Origin of the sequence: Campylobacter sp. MIT 99-7217 (assembly GCF_006864365.1) — a bacterium.
Lineage (GTDB): Bacteria > Campylobacterota > Campylobacteria > Campylobacterales > Campylobacteraceae > Campylobacter_D.
Genome location: NZ_QHLJ01000001.1, coordinates 114,472 through 129,645, shown reverse-complemented (window position 1 = coordinate 129,645; position 15,174 = coordinate 114,472). Strand labels below are relative to the sequence as shown.

Below are 15,174 nucleotides of genomic sequence, written 5' to 3'. Positions count from 1 at the left end.
GAGATTTTAATCATATTGTAACAAAAATTAACTAATTTTAAATAAATCAAAGTTCATTTCAATATCTAAGAGTAAGGTTAAAAACCATTTTTTAACAAATTTACACATTAAAAAATTTTTAAATATACAAAGCCTAATATTAAATAAAATAAGTTAAAATTCATCAAAGTTCAATTTAAAGGAGATTTTATGGCATACACAATCAAAGAAGTTGAGAAAAAGACAGGAATTTCAGCTCATACCATAAGATTTTGGGCAAAAAATGGCTTATTTCCGGGTATTGAAAGAGCTGGTGCTGCAAGTGTTAGATATTTTAGTGAAAGTGATTTGGGCTGGGTTGCTATGGTGCATTGTTTGCGTCAAAGTGGACTTAGTTTAGAAGCTATAAAAGAATATGTTTATCTTTGCTTAAAAGGAGATGAAAGCTTTGAAGAAAGACTCAATATCATTAAAGCACAAAGAGATGAAACCTTTAAAATTTTAGAATCCTACCAAAAAGCTCTTGATAAGCTCAATGCAAAGGTGGCGTATTACGAAGAAGAGATTAAAAAACGCGATAAGAAAAAAGATGCTTATAATCCAGCTAAAAAAGGAACTATTGTTAAGGATTATTTCCAAAATTTTCAAGGCTATGAAAGAATGGGCGAAAACGCTGCAAAAAGACTTGCTGAGTAACCTCACTCAAACAAATAGCTTAAATTTAAGCTATTTGTTTTAAATTTTCCTCCCCTTTTTTACTAAAGTATTTTTAATATCAATGTAATAAAAATATTTTCATCTTGCTATTAATTTTTTATTTAATTTATATTTATAAAAAATTTGTTTGCTTTTCTCTAAATACCACCACTATAAAACTTATATTTTTCAATATTTTAGTGTATATATGATTTGATATAGTTACTATATGAAACATTAAACAGATATTAGGACTTTATTTTGTTTCATTTTTAAAAGCTTTTTACAAAAGTCATGTTATATTTTTATTAACTTTAAAAAAGGAGGATCAGTTGAACAAAATTGTTGCAAATTTGTTTTGGGTTTTAGTTGCCATTGTTGCAGCTTTTTACTTTGGTATGTTAGCACTAAATAAGGGCGAAAGCGTTAGTGCTACTTGGCTTGTTGTCGCTGCGATTTGTATTTATATGATCGGTTATAGATTTTATAGCAGGTTTATCGCAGAAAAGGTTTTTGAACTCGATGACAAAAGAGCTACTCCAGCTCTTATAAACAACGACGGAAAAGACTTTGTCCCAACTCACAAAGCCATTCTTTTTGGACACCATTTTGCAGCCATTGCAGGAGCTGGTCCCTTAGTAGGTCCTATCTTAGCTGCTCAAATGGGTTATTTGCCAAGTATGATTTGGCTTTTGGTAGGCGTTGTTTTAGCTGGTGCAGTGCATGATTTTGCCGTGCTTTTCCTTTCCATGAGACGCAACGGAAAGTCTTTGGGCGAGATGATAAAAGAGGAAATGGGCAAGGTAACCGGTGGCATTGCTATGGTGGGAATTTTATTTATCATGTTCATCATCGTTGCGATTTTGGCTATGGTTGTGGTTAATGCCTTAGCTGAGTCTGCTTGGGGGCTATTTACGATAGCTATGACTATTCCTATCGCCATTTTTATGGGAATTTATATGAGATTTTTAAGACCCGGAAGAGTTGGCGAGGCTAGTATTATAGGTTTTGTTCTTTTGCTTTTGGCTCTTTATTATGGACATGCAGTAGCTGATCCAAACCACGCTTGGCACAATGCTTTCTTACTTTCTAAACAAAGCCTAGCCTTAATCATCATCGCTTATGGCTTTATTGCTTCAATTTTACCGGTTTGGTTCTTGCTTGCTCCAAGAGATTATCTTAGCACCTTCCTTAAAATAGGCGTTATTGTTATCATGGCAGCTGGGATCATCTGGGTAAATCCTGAGCTTAAAATGCTAAAAATCACCGAATTTATAGACGGAACAGGCACTGTTTTTGCAGGCTCTATCTTTCCTTTCCTTTTCATCACGATAGCATGCGGTGCGATCAGCGGTTTTCACGCACTCATTTCTAGCGGAACAAGCCCTAAAATGCTCGAAAAAGAAAGTCATGCTCGCATGGTTGGATATGGTTCTATGCTTATGGAAAGCTTAGTGGGTATTATGGCTTTGGTGGCAGCTTGCATTTTAGAGCCGGGACTTTATTTTGCACTAAATTCGCCTTTAGCCACACTTGATCCTACAGCTACAAGTGCTACAATGGCAAATTTAGCAACAGTTGAAGAAAACTTAAAGCACATCTTGCAAAATGCAGGTTTTGCGATGACACCTGAAACTTTGAGTATTTTAGAACAAAATTTTGCACAAGGAATTCCAGCTCAAGCTGCTCAAATTGGCGAAACAACCATACTTTCAAGAACAGGTGGAGCTCCAACTTTTGCCATCGGTCTTACTCATATCATGCACGAAATCGCAGGCGGTAAGGAAGCTATGGCGTTTTGGTATCATTTTGCTATACTCTTTGAAGCCTTGTTTATCCTCACAGCTGTTGATGCAGGCACTAGATCAGGACGCTTTTTGATCCAAGATATACTAGGAAATATCTATAAACCAATGGCTGATACTAAAAACTTTCTTTGGGGCGTAGTCGCAAGCTTTATTTGCGTGTGTGGTTGGGGCTATTTGCTCTATCAAGGAACGATTGATCCACTTGGCGGAATTTATACTTTGTGGCCTTTATTTGGTGCGGCAAATCAAATGCTTGCAGGCATAGCTCTTTTACTTGCTACTGTGGTGCTTTTCAAAATGGGCAAGGAAAAATACAGCTGGGTTACTATAGTGCCAGCATTTTGGGTGCTTTTAACCACACTTTGGGCAAGTTTTCAAAAACTCTTACCAGCAAATGGCGAAAAAATCCACGATGCTGTAAGCCATGTTGCAACAGCTCAAATTTGGATACAAAAGAAAGCTGAAGCTTTGGCAGCTGGAAATGAAGCTCTTGTTCAAAGAGCAAATGCCATCATTCATAACAATGTCCTAGATGCCGTGCTTTGTGGATTTTTCATGATAGTTGTTTTTGTGGTTCTTTTTGAAACGCTTAAAATTTGCTACCTCATCACAAAGGGAAAGGCGGAAGCTTGGCCACTTAAAGAAGAAGCCTACAAAAAGGCTAGTGATTATACTTACTGAGGTTTAAAATGGGAACAGCACTTATAAAACGCACAAACACCCTACCCGCTCCGCTAAATCTTAGCGGAGAAAGCTTGCTTGATAAATTTAGAAAGCTTTATCAAAAAAGCGATCGTTTTATCAACTTGCTTGTGGGAATGCCAAGCTATGATAAGTATGTTGAACATATGAAAACCAAGCACCCAGAAAAAGAAATTCTCTCAAGAAGAGAATTTTTCAAAGAAGCCCTAGAAGCAAGATATGGTGGCGGAAGCGGAATGCGTTGCTGCTAGCTTTTTAGGCAAGATCAAGAGATTTGAAAGGTCTCTTGATTTCTTTGATTTTAGGATATCTCAATGTGTTTTTTAAATTACAGACTTAAATTTGTTAAAGAAATTTTAGGCTATTTTGGCTTATTAAAATAAAAACGATTTGCAAAAAAGCTTAATTAAATAAGACACACAAATTGTAACTTAATTCTCATTATTTTCAATTTAAATCAAACATTCTCAAACATAAAATCAAGTTATATTCAAACTTAAATTTGTTATAATCTCAATAAAAATAAGGCAAATCATGGCAAAAAAAACGGTGCTTTTTGAATGTGAAGCTTGCGGAAATCAGCAAGCAAAATGGCTTGGAAAGTGCCCTGATTGTGGTGCTTTTAATAGCTTTATAGAGCTTAAAAGCGAGCAAATTGAGGTCTTAAAAGAAATCGCTAAGGCAAGCACTACGCCAAGTGAGGCTGTTTGTATAGAAGATGTAAAAATCGAGCATTTTAACCGCCAAAGCACAGGCGATAGTGAGCTTGATTTAGTTTTAGGTGGTGGGCTTGTGGAGGGTTCTCTTGTGCTTATAGGAGGAAGTCCCGGAGTCGGCAAATCCACGCTTTTATTAAAAATCGCTTCAAATTTAGCCAAAAACTCACAAAGAGTTCTTTATGTAAGTGGCGAGGAGAGCAAAAGCCAGATCAAGCTTAGGGCTGACCGCCTTGAAGCAAATACGCCAAATTTATTTTTGCTTACGGAACTTTGCCTTGAAAATATACTTGAAGAGCTTTTAAAAGATGATTATAAGATACTCATAATTGATTCTATACAAACGCTTTATTCTAACAAAATCGCCTCCGCAGCAGGCTCTATCACGCAGGTAAGAGAGATCACCTTTGAGCTTATGCGTCTTAGCAAGGCAAAAAATATCTCAACTTTCATCATCGGACATATCACCAAAGAGGGCGCTATCGCTGGTCCTCGCGTGCTTGAGCATATGGTTGATGTGGTGCTTTACTTTGAAGGAGATGCCACAAAAGAAATCAGACTTTTAAGAGGCTTTAAAAACCGCTTTGGAGGCACAAGCGAGGTGGGAATTTTTGAGATGAGCTCTAAGGGACTTTTGAGTGCAAAAGATGTGGCAAATCGCTTTTTTACTAGAGGAAAAGGCGTTGCTGGCAGTGCCATAGGTATAGTTATGGAAGGAAGCAGGGCTTTGGTGCTTGAAATTCAAGCCTTAGTTTGTGAAAGCTCTTATCCTAAACGAAGTGCCACAGGCTATGAAAAAAACCGCCTTGACATGCTTTTAGCACTTTTAGAACGCAAGCTTGAAATTCCACTTGGTCATTATGATGTTTTTATCAATGTTAGCGGTGGGGTTAAGGTAAGCGAGACGGCGGCTGATTTGGCTGTGGTTGCTGCTATCATCTCAAGTTTTAAAAATCGTCCTTTAAGCAAGGATAGCGTTTTTATCGGCGAACTTAGTTTAAATGGCGAAATTCGCGAGGTTTTTAGTCTTGATACGAGATTAAAAGAAGCAAAAATGCAAAAATTTAAAAACGCTATCGTGCCGGCAAAACCTCTTGAGGAAACAGGGCTTAAGTGCTTTGTCGCCAAAGAATTAAGCCAAGTTTTAGAATGGATGTAAAAGCTTTAATTTATAATTTCAACACCAAAAAACGAGACTTAAATCAAGCTTTTATTTAAAAATATAATACTACATAAATAAAAATTCTCTAAAAATCTTGATTTGTAAGTAGAACTTAAAATACATTCAATTTTAGCCAAAAGAATAAAAATGAATATTTTTAGCTCTTTTTTAGCAATGAACAATTTATCTTAAATTTTACTCCCTAAATTTAGTCAAGTCAAAAGAGCTTTTATGAAACAACAAATCTAAAATTACCTAACAACAAGTATTGAGTCTAATTTTTAAAAATTTTAAATTTATATTTTTTAATGATATTTGATCTTGCAAGAAAAATAAAAAGTTTTAAAAGCTAAAATCTTGATTTTTTATGTAAGATTTTAGCAAAATTAAGCATTCCTTGGAGCATACATCATAAGCCAAACACCAAATAACGAAAACAAAGCTCCTAAAATATCATAAATATCAGGTTTAAATCCGTCAAAATACATAGCCCAAAATATACTAAATACTATAAAAATCCCTCCATATGCAGCAAAAACTCTCCCAAAGCTTTCATTTTGAAAACTTGCCACCACTGCATAAAGAACAAGGAAAACTCCTCCAATAATACCTACAAATAAACCCTTATTCTCTTTCAAACAAAGCCATACCAAATACCCACCGCCTACTTCTAAAAATGCAGCAAGTATAAATAGCAATACCGATTTGATCATTTAAAAACTCTTAATTCAAAGGATAAAAGATAAATATATAGATATGTTGAAAGTATTTGTTCATTTTAAAGATTTATTCATTTTAAGATAAATCATATATTTTCATACTCTTTACCGATATAAATTTGCCCCTGAAGTTCTATAATGGGTCTTTTAATAAGGCTTGGGTTATCTAAAACAAGCTTCTTTAAATCACTATCTGTTAAGGCTAAAAGCTTTTCTTTATTTAAACCAAGTTTTTTGGCTGTTGTTCCTGCTGTGTTTATAAGTTCTTGAAAACTTCTTTTTTGGAGCCATAAATTTAAGGTTTTTTCATCAAGTTTTTTTATATCCAAAAATTCAAACTCCAAAGTTCTTTCATTCAAAAAATCAAGTCCCTTTTTAACACTAGAGCAATTTTTAATCCCATAAATCCTTAGCACGCTCTAGCCTTTTTTACTAAATCAGCAATCAAAAAAGCAAGCTCTAAAGCTTGATCAGCATTTAGTCTTGGATCGCACTGAGTTTCATAGCGACTTTGCAGACCCTCCTCAGTAAGCCCAAAACTCCCACCAAGGCATTCTGTAACATCTTGCCCTGTCATTTCAAGATGAACACCGCCCGGATAGATATTCTCAGCCATAGCTATTTCAAAAAAGCTTGAAACCTCACTCATGATATCGTTAAATTCTCTTGTTTTGTATTTTCCAGCCTTGACGGTATTGCCATGCATAGGATCTGTGCTATAAATAATATTTAAACCCTCTTTTTGGATCTCTTTAAAGATTTTTGGTAAATTTTGTTTAATTTTTTCCGCACCCATTCTTATGATGATATTAAGCCTACCTTCTTCATTGTTAGGATTAAGAATATTTGCAAGTTTGATAATATCCAAAGCACTAGCATTTGGTCCTATTTTTACGCCGATTGGATTTTGAACTCCGCTCAAAAAATGCACATGTGCTTCATCAATCCCTCTTGTTCTTTCGCCTATCCAAAGCATATGAGCTGAGCAGTCATACAGCTCCCCACTCATACTATCAACCCTAGTTAAAGCCTCTTCATAAGGCAAAAGTAGAGCCTCGTGAGAAGTATAAATACTTGTTTCTCTTAGGGTTGGTGTATTTTTGGAGCTAATCCCACAAGCTTGCATAAAATCCAAAGCCTGTGTTATCTTCTCACTTAATTCTTCAAATTTCTTTCCTAGCTCTGCCTTTTTCAAAAAACCTAAATTCCAACGATGAACCTGATGTAAATCAGCTAAACCACCCTTAGCAAAGGCTCTTAAAAGATTTAAACTCGTCGCACTTTGATAATATGCCTCTAGCATTCTTTTTGCATCAGCTCTCCTAGCACCCTCATCAAATTCAAAGCCGTTAATAATATCGCCTCTATAACTTGGCAAAGATTTTCCATCAAGCTCTTCAAAATCAGAGCTTCTAGGTTTAGCAAACTGCCCAGCAACACGCCCTATCTTCACGACAGGAGCGCCACCTGCAAAAGTAAGCACTATAGCCATTTGTAAGAAAAGTTTGAACATATCTCTGATATTTACAGCACCGAAATTCTCAAAACTTTCGGCACAATCACCACCTTGAAGCAAAAAAGCCTTTTTTTGATTGACGAGTTTCAATCTTTCCTTAAGATTACGCACCTCCCCAGCAAAAATCAAAGGCGGAAGCTTCTCAAGCCTTGCTAAGACCCTTTTAAGCTCCTCTTGATCTTCATAGTGGGGTTGTTGTTTTATGGGAAAATTCTTCCAAGAATCCTTAGTCCAAGTCATCACTAATCTTCACAAAAGGCTTAATGGAGTTTATTTTTTAAGTTCTTTTATACGAGCAGCCTTACCGCGTCTATCTCTAAGATAAAAAAGTTTTGCACGGCGAACACGCCCTCTTCTTAGAACGGTAATGCTTTCCAAACTTTCACTATAAATTGGAAAAATTCTTTCGACGCCTACATTATTTGCACCCATTTTACGCACCATAAAAGTTTCATCAACGCCATTTCCTCTACGAGCTATGCAAAGACCTTCAAAATTTTGTATTCTACTTTTATCCCCTTCTTTGATGCGGATAGCAAGCTTTAAAGTATCTCCTGCACGGAAATCAGGAACTTTCTTTCCCTCAAGCTGTTTTGCTTCAAATTGTTCTATGTATTTGTTTTTCATGGTTTTCCTCTATCTTACAGCGTCTGTATAAATCTGGACGAAAAAACTTCGTTTTACACAATGCTAAGTTAAATTTTAAGTTTGCAATTCTAGCGTGATTACCCTTTAAAAATACTGAATTTGCATGCAATTTTTTATCGTTTTTATGAAAAACTAGAGGTTTAGCAAAGGAAGGTGCTTCAAGCATATGGCTTTCAAAACTTTCCTCATCAAGACTCATCTCATTGCCCAAAACGGCTTTGATATTTCTTGAAATAGCCTCACTAAATACTAAAGCAGGAAGTTCTCCTCCCATTAAAACAAAATCCCCCACACTAAAAAGCTCATCAGCAAATTCTTCTATTACCCTTTCATCAATGCCTTCGTACCGACCACAAACAAAAACGATATGTTCTTTTTTGGCAAGTCTTTTTGCATCAATTTGTCTAAAGGGCTTTGCTACAGGACTTGGAAAAATGATATGTGCTTTTGGAGATTCTTCTCTAAGCTTACTTAAGACTTCAAAAAGTGGTTCAAGTTGCATTAAAAGCCCTGCTCCGCCTCCAAATTTATACTCATCAACCCTTTTATGTTTATCCTTGCTAAATGTTCGAGGATTAATACATTCAATGCTAATCAGCTCTTTTTCAAGTGCTTTTTTTAATATACTCTCCTCAAAATAAGGCTTGATAAGACCCTCAAAAAGAGTAACAAAACTAAATTTCATGAACTTAAACTTTTAAGCAACACAAGAGCATTTTGAGTAAAAATCCTTGAATTTTGAATATCAACACTTTGGATATAAAAATCAGCATAAGGCAAATAAAATTCCTTGCTTAAGCCATTTTGAATAAGTTTTTCATCTGTTTGCACAAGAAGGAGATAAGAAGCTGAAGTTTGCATGATATCACTTATCTTGCCAAGCAAAAGCTCATTTTCAAAAACACAAGATCCCAAGATATCAAAATAAAAATATTCATCTTTTTTGAGCTTATTTTCAGCCCTTGTTTGCTCTATACTTTTATAAAGTATTGTATTTGTAAGATTTTTGGCAAGCTCAAGGCTTTCAAAACCTTCAAAAAGCAAGGTTGCATTATTTTTATTCACATCTTTGATGGTATAAATTTCATCATTCTTTCCATAAAAACGAGCCCCCTTTTTAAACTGCTTTGCAAAATCACTCAAATCAACAAATCTCACAAAGCCTTTCAGCCCAACAGCTCTTCCAAGCTTTGCAACGGCAAGTTTATTCATCTATGCTTTTTACACTTACCCTGTAACTCGTTTTGTCCTTACTCTTGCAAGCTGAGATAACAGTTTTTATAGCATTAATCATTTTGCCATTTTTTCCTATAAGCTTTCCGGCATCGATCTTATCAGCATAGATGATAATCTCAGCAAAATCATCATTTAAATCAATGCGTTTTGTTGTAATTTTTTGAGGATAATCAGCAATCAATCTTGCATAAGTTTTTAAAAATTCCTCAACCATAAAAAGCCTTATTTACTAGTAATAGAAGCCACTTTATCGCTAAGTTTTGCACCCACACCTTTCCAGTATGCCAAACGCTCAGCATCAAATTTGATCAATTCAGGTTCTACCATAGGATTATAATACCCTATACTTTCTATCCAAGCACCATCTCTTCTTTTTCTACTATCTGTTACAACTATACGATAAAAAGGTCTTTTCTTGCGTCCCATTCTTGTAAGTCTGATAACTGTCATTGTTTTTTCTCCTTTTAAAATTCATTTCTAAGCACCAAAATGCTTATAAATAAATTTTAAAATCCTCTTTTATTTTGATTCATCATCTGCATAAAACTATCCATTCCTCTTTTACCAGAAAATTTCTTAGCAAGCTTAGCGGCATTATCAAACTGCTTTAAAAAACGATTCACTTCCATTTGAGAAAGTCCAGCCCCTTGTGCTATGCGTTTTTTTCGAGAATTATTGAGCAAGCTTGGTTCTTTTCTTTCCTTAGCCGTCATAGAGCTGATCATTGCTTTGATATGCACCATTTGGCTTGAGTTTTCAAGATCAAGATCCTTGATCTGAGAAGCAAGATTTCCCATACCAGGTAACATACCAATCAAGGATTTCATACTTCCAAGCTTACTTAAGCTTTGCATTTGAGCAAGAAAATCATCAAAATTAAATTCGCCTTTTTTGATCTTTTGAGTGATCTTTTTCGCCTCTTTTTCATCGATCACGGCTGCAGTTTTTTCAGCCAAAGTAGCCAAATCCCCCTCGCCCATGATACGCCCAACAATACGCTCAGGTATAAAAGGTTCAAGATCAGCAACCTTTTCTCCAACACCGATAAATCTCAAAGGTACAGCCGTTTGATAAGCTATACCAAGTGCTACACCTCCCTTAGTGTCAGCATCAAATTTAGATAAGATCACCCCACTTAGACCCAAAGCCTCGTGAAAACTTGAGGCTGTTTTAACTCCAGCTTGCCCACTCATCGCATCAGCTACATAAAAAATTTCATGAGGATTAAGAATATTTTTAATCTCTTTTAGCTCCTGCATTAAAGCCTCATCTATAGCTAAACGCCCAGCCGTATCCACAAGCAAAACATCATAGGCACTAGCTTTTTCTAGAGCTTTTTTGGCTACTTTTAAGGCATCACTTTCATTTTCAAGATAAAATAAATCAAACTCATTTGCCTCACAAAGTTGCTTGAGTTGCTCAACCGCTGCAAGTCTTTGCAAATCACAAGCTACGATTAAAACTCTTTTGCCTCGAAGTTTAAGATAATGAGCAAGCTTAACTGTGCTTGTTGTTTTTCCTCCACCTTGCAAGCCAGCCATTAAAACTATAGTTGGAGGCTTAGAAGCAAAGGTAAAACTACTTGTTTTACCGCCCTTTTCTAAAATTTTTTCTAAATTGATTTTTATGGATTCTAAAAAATTCTTTTGTCCTATACCAGCTTGTTTTACATCATCTTCTATATAATTTAAAAGTTCCTTAACGACTTTATGATGAACATCAGCTTTTAGGAGGGATTTTTTCAGTGTTTCAAGTGCATTTTTTAAAGCCTTTTCATCATCGACAAAACGAAGCTTTGAAACAGCATTTTTAAACGAAGAACCGATAAGCTCAAACACTCATTTTCCCTTTATGATTTGATTTAAAGGCATAATTTTAGCTTTATTTTGCTTTAATAGCCTTTAAATGAGAATAAAAAATTTAAATTTCAAGCTTATTTTAGCGTATTTGATCTTTATTTATTAAACAAACTAGAGCAAAAAGTCAAAGCATAAAAATACTTTGACTTTTAAGAGCTTTTAATATGGCTTTTAGCTTAATTTAGTATCTATACCCTATCTCAAGCCAAAATTGACGCCCAAGTTCGTAGGTTAATATAGCAGATTTATTGTTGCTATTTTGAACTGTTGAATTTACCTTATCCAAGACATTATAAACATCTATGTTTGTATAAAAAATATTTTTCCCATACACAGCCTTTTCTATACCAAGTCTTAAATCCCAAGTAAAACGGGTTGGGATACGCTCATCTTTATAGCGATAAGGATTTGCCCAAGTACCTCTACCTATAGTATTGCCCGCTGCATCTCTTTCCCAAACTGTTGTATTATAAGGCATTCTCACCCTAAAGAAATTATTTAGAGTCCAATCTGTTCGTAAAAGATTGATAGCATGGGTAGTTGAAAATCTAAAGCTTAAAGGCTGAGCAAAATTTGTAACAGGCAAATCAGATCTTCTATACATTTTACCATTATACGATACCCATTCTTCAGCTGTTGGATCGCTTTTTCGATCATTATATGAGTAGTCATTATAAGATCTTTTTGTATTAGTATAATCAAAGGCAAAATTAAAGAAATTTGACATCGCCCCAGCCATAAAAGGCGCGTTATTACCGATAGTTAAGGTAACAACATCAGTATCTGATTTATCTTGATTATCATAAGTATAAGCAAGACATTGATTACCAATTTTTCTTCCACAAACTGTACGAATCTCATCTCGACCAAAGCGATGAATATATTTTGAACTGATACTAAAAAGCCCTATTTCTTGCACCACTCCAAACATAAGCTCATCGCTATAAGGGATTTTAAGCTTTGTAAAATCAAAAGCATATGCATCATGGCTTTTATGATTAGAAAAGCAATCCATTTGTTGAGTGGGATCTGTGATCGTTTCACAAGTTGAAAGATCTGGTAAATTCCATAGGCTTAAATTAGCATTATTTCTAATATAAGTTGTTTCTAATTTGTCTTTACCTTGAGAAAGCTTATAAGCAAACATATTGCGTCCATAGTAGCGGTTTGCTCCAAAAGTAAAGCTTGTGTTATATCTAAACTCATCTTTTCCCCAAGGAGCTGTATAGTTTGCACTAAACCTTGGAGCAATAGGAGCTTTTTGCATGTATGTATCATAGTCTAGCCTTAGACCCACTCTTGCACTAATATTGCCTTTTTCACCCAAATCAAATTTGCTTTCATTTTCTAAGAATGCCGAAGTTTGTGTATTATCTAAGTCGACTTTTCCTGCTTTGTATTCTTGTACTGTGTATGCGTATTGCCCACTTGTATCTAGATTATCTCCCATAGGATCGTAACCCAAAGGTGTTTTATCACAAAACTGATCAACACAATTTGCGTTATAATTATTATACATACCTGAGCCTGCTCCATAAATATCCTCATAATTAGCCAAAGCTTGAAAATTAGTTGCATCATAAGAATCCTTAAGCCTTTTAAAATACGCATAAGTATAAGAAAACTCAGCTCCTATATTAAAACCATTTTCAAAGCTATCATTATAGTAAGGCTCAAAATTTTGAGCAAGCTTGAGACTTAAATCACTTTGTTTATTATCCTCATCGCCAAAGCTTCCCTCAGGAGATTCTCCTTCAGGTTGTCCCCAATTTTTACTTGGAGAGTATAGCCAATTTATATTTGTTGCACTATCACTACGCCTTGATTCTTCAAGATAGGAAAAAGAGGTATTGATACTTGCAAAGCCAAGAGAGTTATTTATAGTAAGATCAGCGCCCAGTTGATGACCGCCATTTTTCATTGTGGTTTTTGAGTTTTTGGCTTTATCTTGATAATAAATGCCAAATTGAGGTGCGTAGGTATAACTTGTATCAACTAATACATCATCACTTGCTTGATAACTTCCTTTGATAAAGAAATTATAAGCTTGTCTTTTTTGCGTCCTTGTTTCATAAGAAAAATCAGTTGTCAAATCCTTATCATTTGCTACGCGCAAAGGTATAAAGCTTTGAGTGGTGGTAAAACTAGCTATCACTCCAAATTTATCATTTATTTTACTTTCAAGGCTTGAGCGGAATGAGTGCTTTACAAATTTAGGTTGATTTTCTGCATTACTTGAATTTAAGAAATTTTGCTTATCTCCATAAACATGATACCTTGTGAGTGAAAAAGCTCCATCATTTGCATTTCCTTGAGAAATTTGATAAGCAAAATTTACTCCAAAGTCCTTTTCAGCTCTTTTGGTCTCAGCTTCTATAACCCCACCTGTAAAATGTCCATAACTTGCTCCTACATTACTATCTTGCACCTTGATACTTTTAAGCAAAAAGGTATCAATGTTAAGTCCTTGGGAGCGACCTATCCTATCTGTTCTAAAATTTCCGGGATCAGGTACACCACTTTGACGAGCTGCTACATTTACCCCACTCAAATCATTATTCATACTTTTACCATCAAGCAAGAATGAGTTTTGATAATAAAGTCCACCTGATATACTTACATTTGCTGGATCTATTTCGCCAGGAGTATTTGAGTTCATTTGATTGCTATCAAACTGCACATTAGGAAGCATTTTTAAAGTAGAAGTTATATCCCCATTGCCATTTGGGATAGTTTTTAAAGTTTGGGAGTTTATTTCTTGTCCTGATTGATAAGCAAAGGCATTTGCATTTACAACAGAAGCATCAAGCTTATAAGTTGAAGCCCCCCCCCCCATTTTCTATCGTAGTATTTGTTTCTGCAAAAAGTAAAGAAGAAAGAACGATAGAAAAACAAATTTTCTTTTGAATATCCATAAAACTCCTTTTATTTTGATAAAAATTATAAAAACTAAGATAGAATTATAAGCTTATGATACTTAAATTATCTTTAAATAATTTTAGAGTATAATTTTCTAAAAATTTTATAAGTCTTTGAAGGATAAAAATGCAAGATATCAAAATAGGAATTCTCACACTCAGCGATAGAGCAAGTGCTGGAATTTATGAAGATAAAGCAACTCCTGAAATTCAAAAAATTCTTAGCTCTTACATCAAAAATGAGCTTAAATTTGTTTGTGAGCTTATTGCTGATGAGTTTGAGCTTATCAAGGAAAAGCTTTTATTTTTAGTTGAACAAAAATGCGATCTTATCATCACAAGTGGAGGTACTGGACCTGCTTTAAGAGATGTAACGCCTGAAGCAACCAAGGCTGTGTGCGAAAAAATGCTTCCGGGCTTTGGAGAACTCATGCGTCTAAAAAGCCTTGAAAGTGTGCCAACTGCTATACTTTCAAGGCAAAGTGCAGGCATTTGCAAAAAATCTCTTATCATTAACCTACCGGGCAATCCAAAAGCTATAAGAGAATGCTTAGAGCCTGTTTTTCCTGCTGTGCCGTATTGTCTTGATTTGATAGAAGCTTCTTATATAGAAGCTAATGAAGAAGTGATAAAAATTTTTCGTCCTAAAAAGAAATGATTTTAAGCCCAAAATAGGGCTTAAAATCTAGTCATCAAATTTTTGTCCTAGGATATTTCCATTAAGATCAGCATAAACTTCCATCATATTATTGAGCTTAAATTTATACATATTGATCTTTTTTTCTACTTTAATAATCGCTGCATTTGGTTGAGCAGCTTTAACCTTGGCAACAACGGCTTGAGGCAAAAAAGCTGTGTTTAAAGGCTTATACTTTGCATCTACTTCTTTCCACTGACCATTGATCAAAAAATCAATCTCAGTACCATCATTTAGCACCACATCAAAAGAATCAATATCTTGTTTTACAAGAGCGATTTGAGCGCCACCAAAATACTGCTTGACAAAATTTTGAGCATTTGCTGGAAGTGCTGTTGGAGCAACCACGATATCTGCAAATAATGCACCTGCACAAGCTAAACTTGCTAAAGCTAATTTAATTTTCATTTTTTCTCCTTTAAAAATGTTTGATAGTGAAAGTGTATAAAAATTTTGTGAAGTTAATGTGAAGTTTTTAAGCTTTTAATAAAAATCAAAAATATTTTTGATTTTTATAT

The 15,174-nt window shown here is 34.9% G+C and carries 16 protein-coding genes; 5 read left to right on the top strand and 11 right to left on the bottom strand.

What is annotated here, in order from left to right:
* Positions 1–189 precede the first annotated feature (189 nt).
* From DMB92_RS00675 to radA, 4 genes are all read left to right on the top strand, one after another.
* Positions 190–675 carry a MerR family transcriptional regulator gene (locus tag DMB92_RS00675; RefSeq protein WP_142681118.1) on the top strand — a complete coding sequence of 162 codons (486 nt, stop codon included), beginning with the start codon at positions 190–192 and terminating at the stop codon, positions 673–675.
* A 332-nt stretch (positions 676–1,007) separates the two neighbouring features.
* The gene (locus tag DMB92_RS00670; RefSeq protein ID WP_142681117.1) at positions 1,008–3,164 is read left to right on the top strand and encodes a carbon starvation CstA family protein; all 2,157 of its coding nucleotides are present in this window, start codon (positions 1,008–1,010) and stop codon (positions 3,162–3,164) included.
* Positions 3,165–3,238: 74 nt separating this feature from the next.
* Entirely contained in the window at positions 3,239–3,436 is a 198-nt protein-coding gene (kcuS, locus tag DMB92_RS00665) for a KCU-star family selenoprotein (RefSeq protein WP_185900148.1), read from the top strand.
* Between the two features lie 283 nt (positions 3,437–3,719).
* Positions 3,720–5,060 (top strand): DNA repair protein RadA, encoded by a 1,341-nt coding sequence (radA, locus tag DMB92_RS00660; protein WP_142681115.1) that lies wholly within the window; start codon positions 3,720–3,722, stop codon positions 5,058–5,060.
* Positions 5,061–5,449: 389 nt separating this feature from the next.
* On the opposite strand, the gene DMB92_RS00655 is transcribed toward radA, so the two are convergent.
* From DMB92_RS00655 to DMB92_RS00610, 10 genes are all read right to left on the bottom strand, one after another.
* Positions 5,450–5,776: a YnfA family protein gene (locus DMB92_RS00655; RefSeq protein WP_142681114.1), complete on the bottom strand. Its 327-nt coding sequence runs from the start codon at positions 5,774–5,776 to the stop codon at positions 5,450–5,452.
* A gap of 92 nt (positions 5,777–5,868) precedes the next feature.
* Complete coding sequence (locus DMB92_RS00650; RefSeq protein WP_142681113.1) at positions 5,869–6,198, bottom strand: arsenate reductase family protein; 330 nt, start codon at positions 6,196–6,198, stop codon at positions 5,869–5,871.
* Positions 6,192–7,538, bottom strand: coding sequence for a class II 3-deoxy-7-phosphoheptulonate synthase (locus tag DMB92_RS00645; protein WP_142681112.1), 1,347 nt, complete (start codon positions 7,536–7,538; stop codon positions 6,192–6,194). Before DMB92_RS00645 ends, DMB92_RS00650 begins: the two co-directional genes overlap by 7 nt.
* 30 nt (positions 7,539–7,568) lie before the next feature.
* Positions 7,569–7,925, bottom strand: coding sequence for a 50S ribosomal protein L19 (gene rplS, locus DMB92_RS00640; protein WP_142681111.1), 357 nt, complete (start codon positions 7,923–7,925; stop codon positions 7,569–7,571).
* The gene (trmD, locus tag DMB92_RS00635) at positions 7,897–8,631 is read right to left on the bottom strand and encodes a tRNA (guanosine(37)-N1)-methyltransferase TrmD (protein WP_142681110.1); all 735 of its coding nucleotides are present in this window, start codon (positions 8,629–8,631) and stop codon (positions 7,897–7,899) included. Before trmD ends, rplS begins: the two co-directional genes overlap by 29 nt.
* On the bottom strand, positions 8,628–9,158 hold the full coding sequence (gene rimM, locus DMB92_RS00630) for a ribosome maturation factor RimM (RefSeq protein WP_142681109.1): 531 nt from the start codon (positions 9,156–9,158) through the stop codon (positions 8,628–8,630). Before rimM ends, trmD begins: the two co-directional genes overlap by 4 nt.
* Positions 9,151–9,396 (bottom strand): KH domain-containing protein, encoded by a 246-nt coding sequence (locus tag DMB92_RS00625; RefSeq protein WP_142681108.1) that lies wholly within the window; start codon positions 9,394–9,396, stop codon positions 9,151–9,153. The genes rimM and DMB92_RS00625 overlap by 8 nt, the downstream gene beginning before the upstream one ends.
* A gap of 8 nt (positions 9,397–9,404) precedes the next feature.
* Positions 9,405–9,632, bottom strand: a complete 228-nt coding sequence (gene rpsP / locus DMB92_RS00620; RefSeq protein WP_142681107.1) for a 30S ribosomal protein S16 — start codon at positions 9,630–9,632, stop codon at positions 9,405–9,407.
* 56 nt (positions 9,633–9,688) lie between these two features.
* Positions 9,689–11,020, bottom strand: coding sequence for a signal recognition particle protein (gene ffh, locus DMB92_RS00615; RefSeq protein ID WP_142681106.1), 1,332 nt, complete (start codon positions 11,018–11,020; stop codon positions 9,689–9,691).
* A gap of 202 nt (positions 11,021–11,222) precedes the next feature.
* A complete protein-coding gene (locus DMB92_RS00610) occupies positions 11,223–13,877 on the bottom strand; it encodes a TonB-dependent receptor plug domain-containing protein (RefSeq protein WP_142681105.1) in 2,655 nt (884 codons plus the stop codon).
* Positions 13,878–14,086: 209 nt separating this feature from the next.
* Here DMB92_RS00610 and mog point away from each other — a divergent pair, with 209 nt between their 5' ends.
* Positions 14,087–14,617 carry a molybdopterin adenylyltransferase gene (mog, locus tag DMB92_RS00605; RefSeq protein ID WP_142681104.1) on the top strand — a complete coding sequence of 177 codons (531 nt, stop codon included), beginning with the start codon at positions 14,087–14,089 and terminating at the stop codon, positions 14,615–14,617.
* 27 nt (positions 14,618–14,644) lie between these two features.
* Here mog and DMB92_RS00600 read toward each other — a convergent pair whose 3' ends face one another.
* On the bottom strand, positions 14,645–15,064 hold the full coding sequence (locus DMB92_RS00600) for a PepSY-like domain-containing protein (protein WP_142681103.1): 420 nt from the start codon (positions 15,062–15,064) through the stop codon (positions 14,645–14,647).
* Between the last annotated feature and the right edge of the window lie 110 nt (positions 15,065–15,174).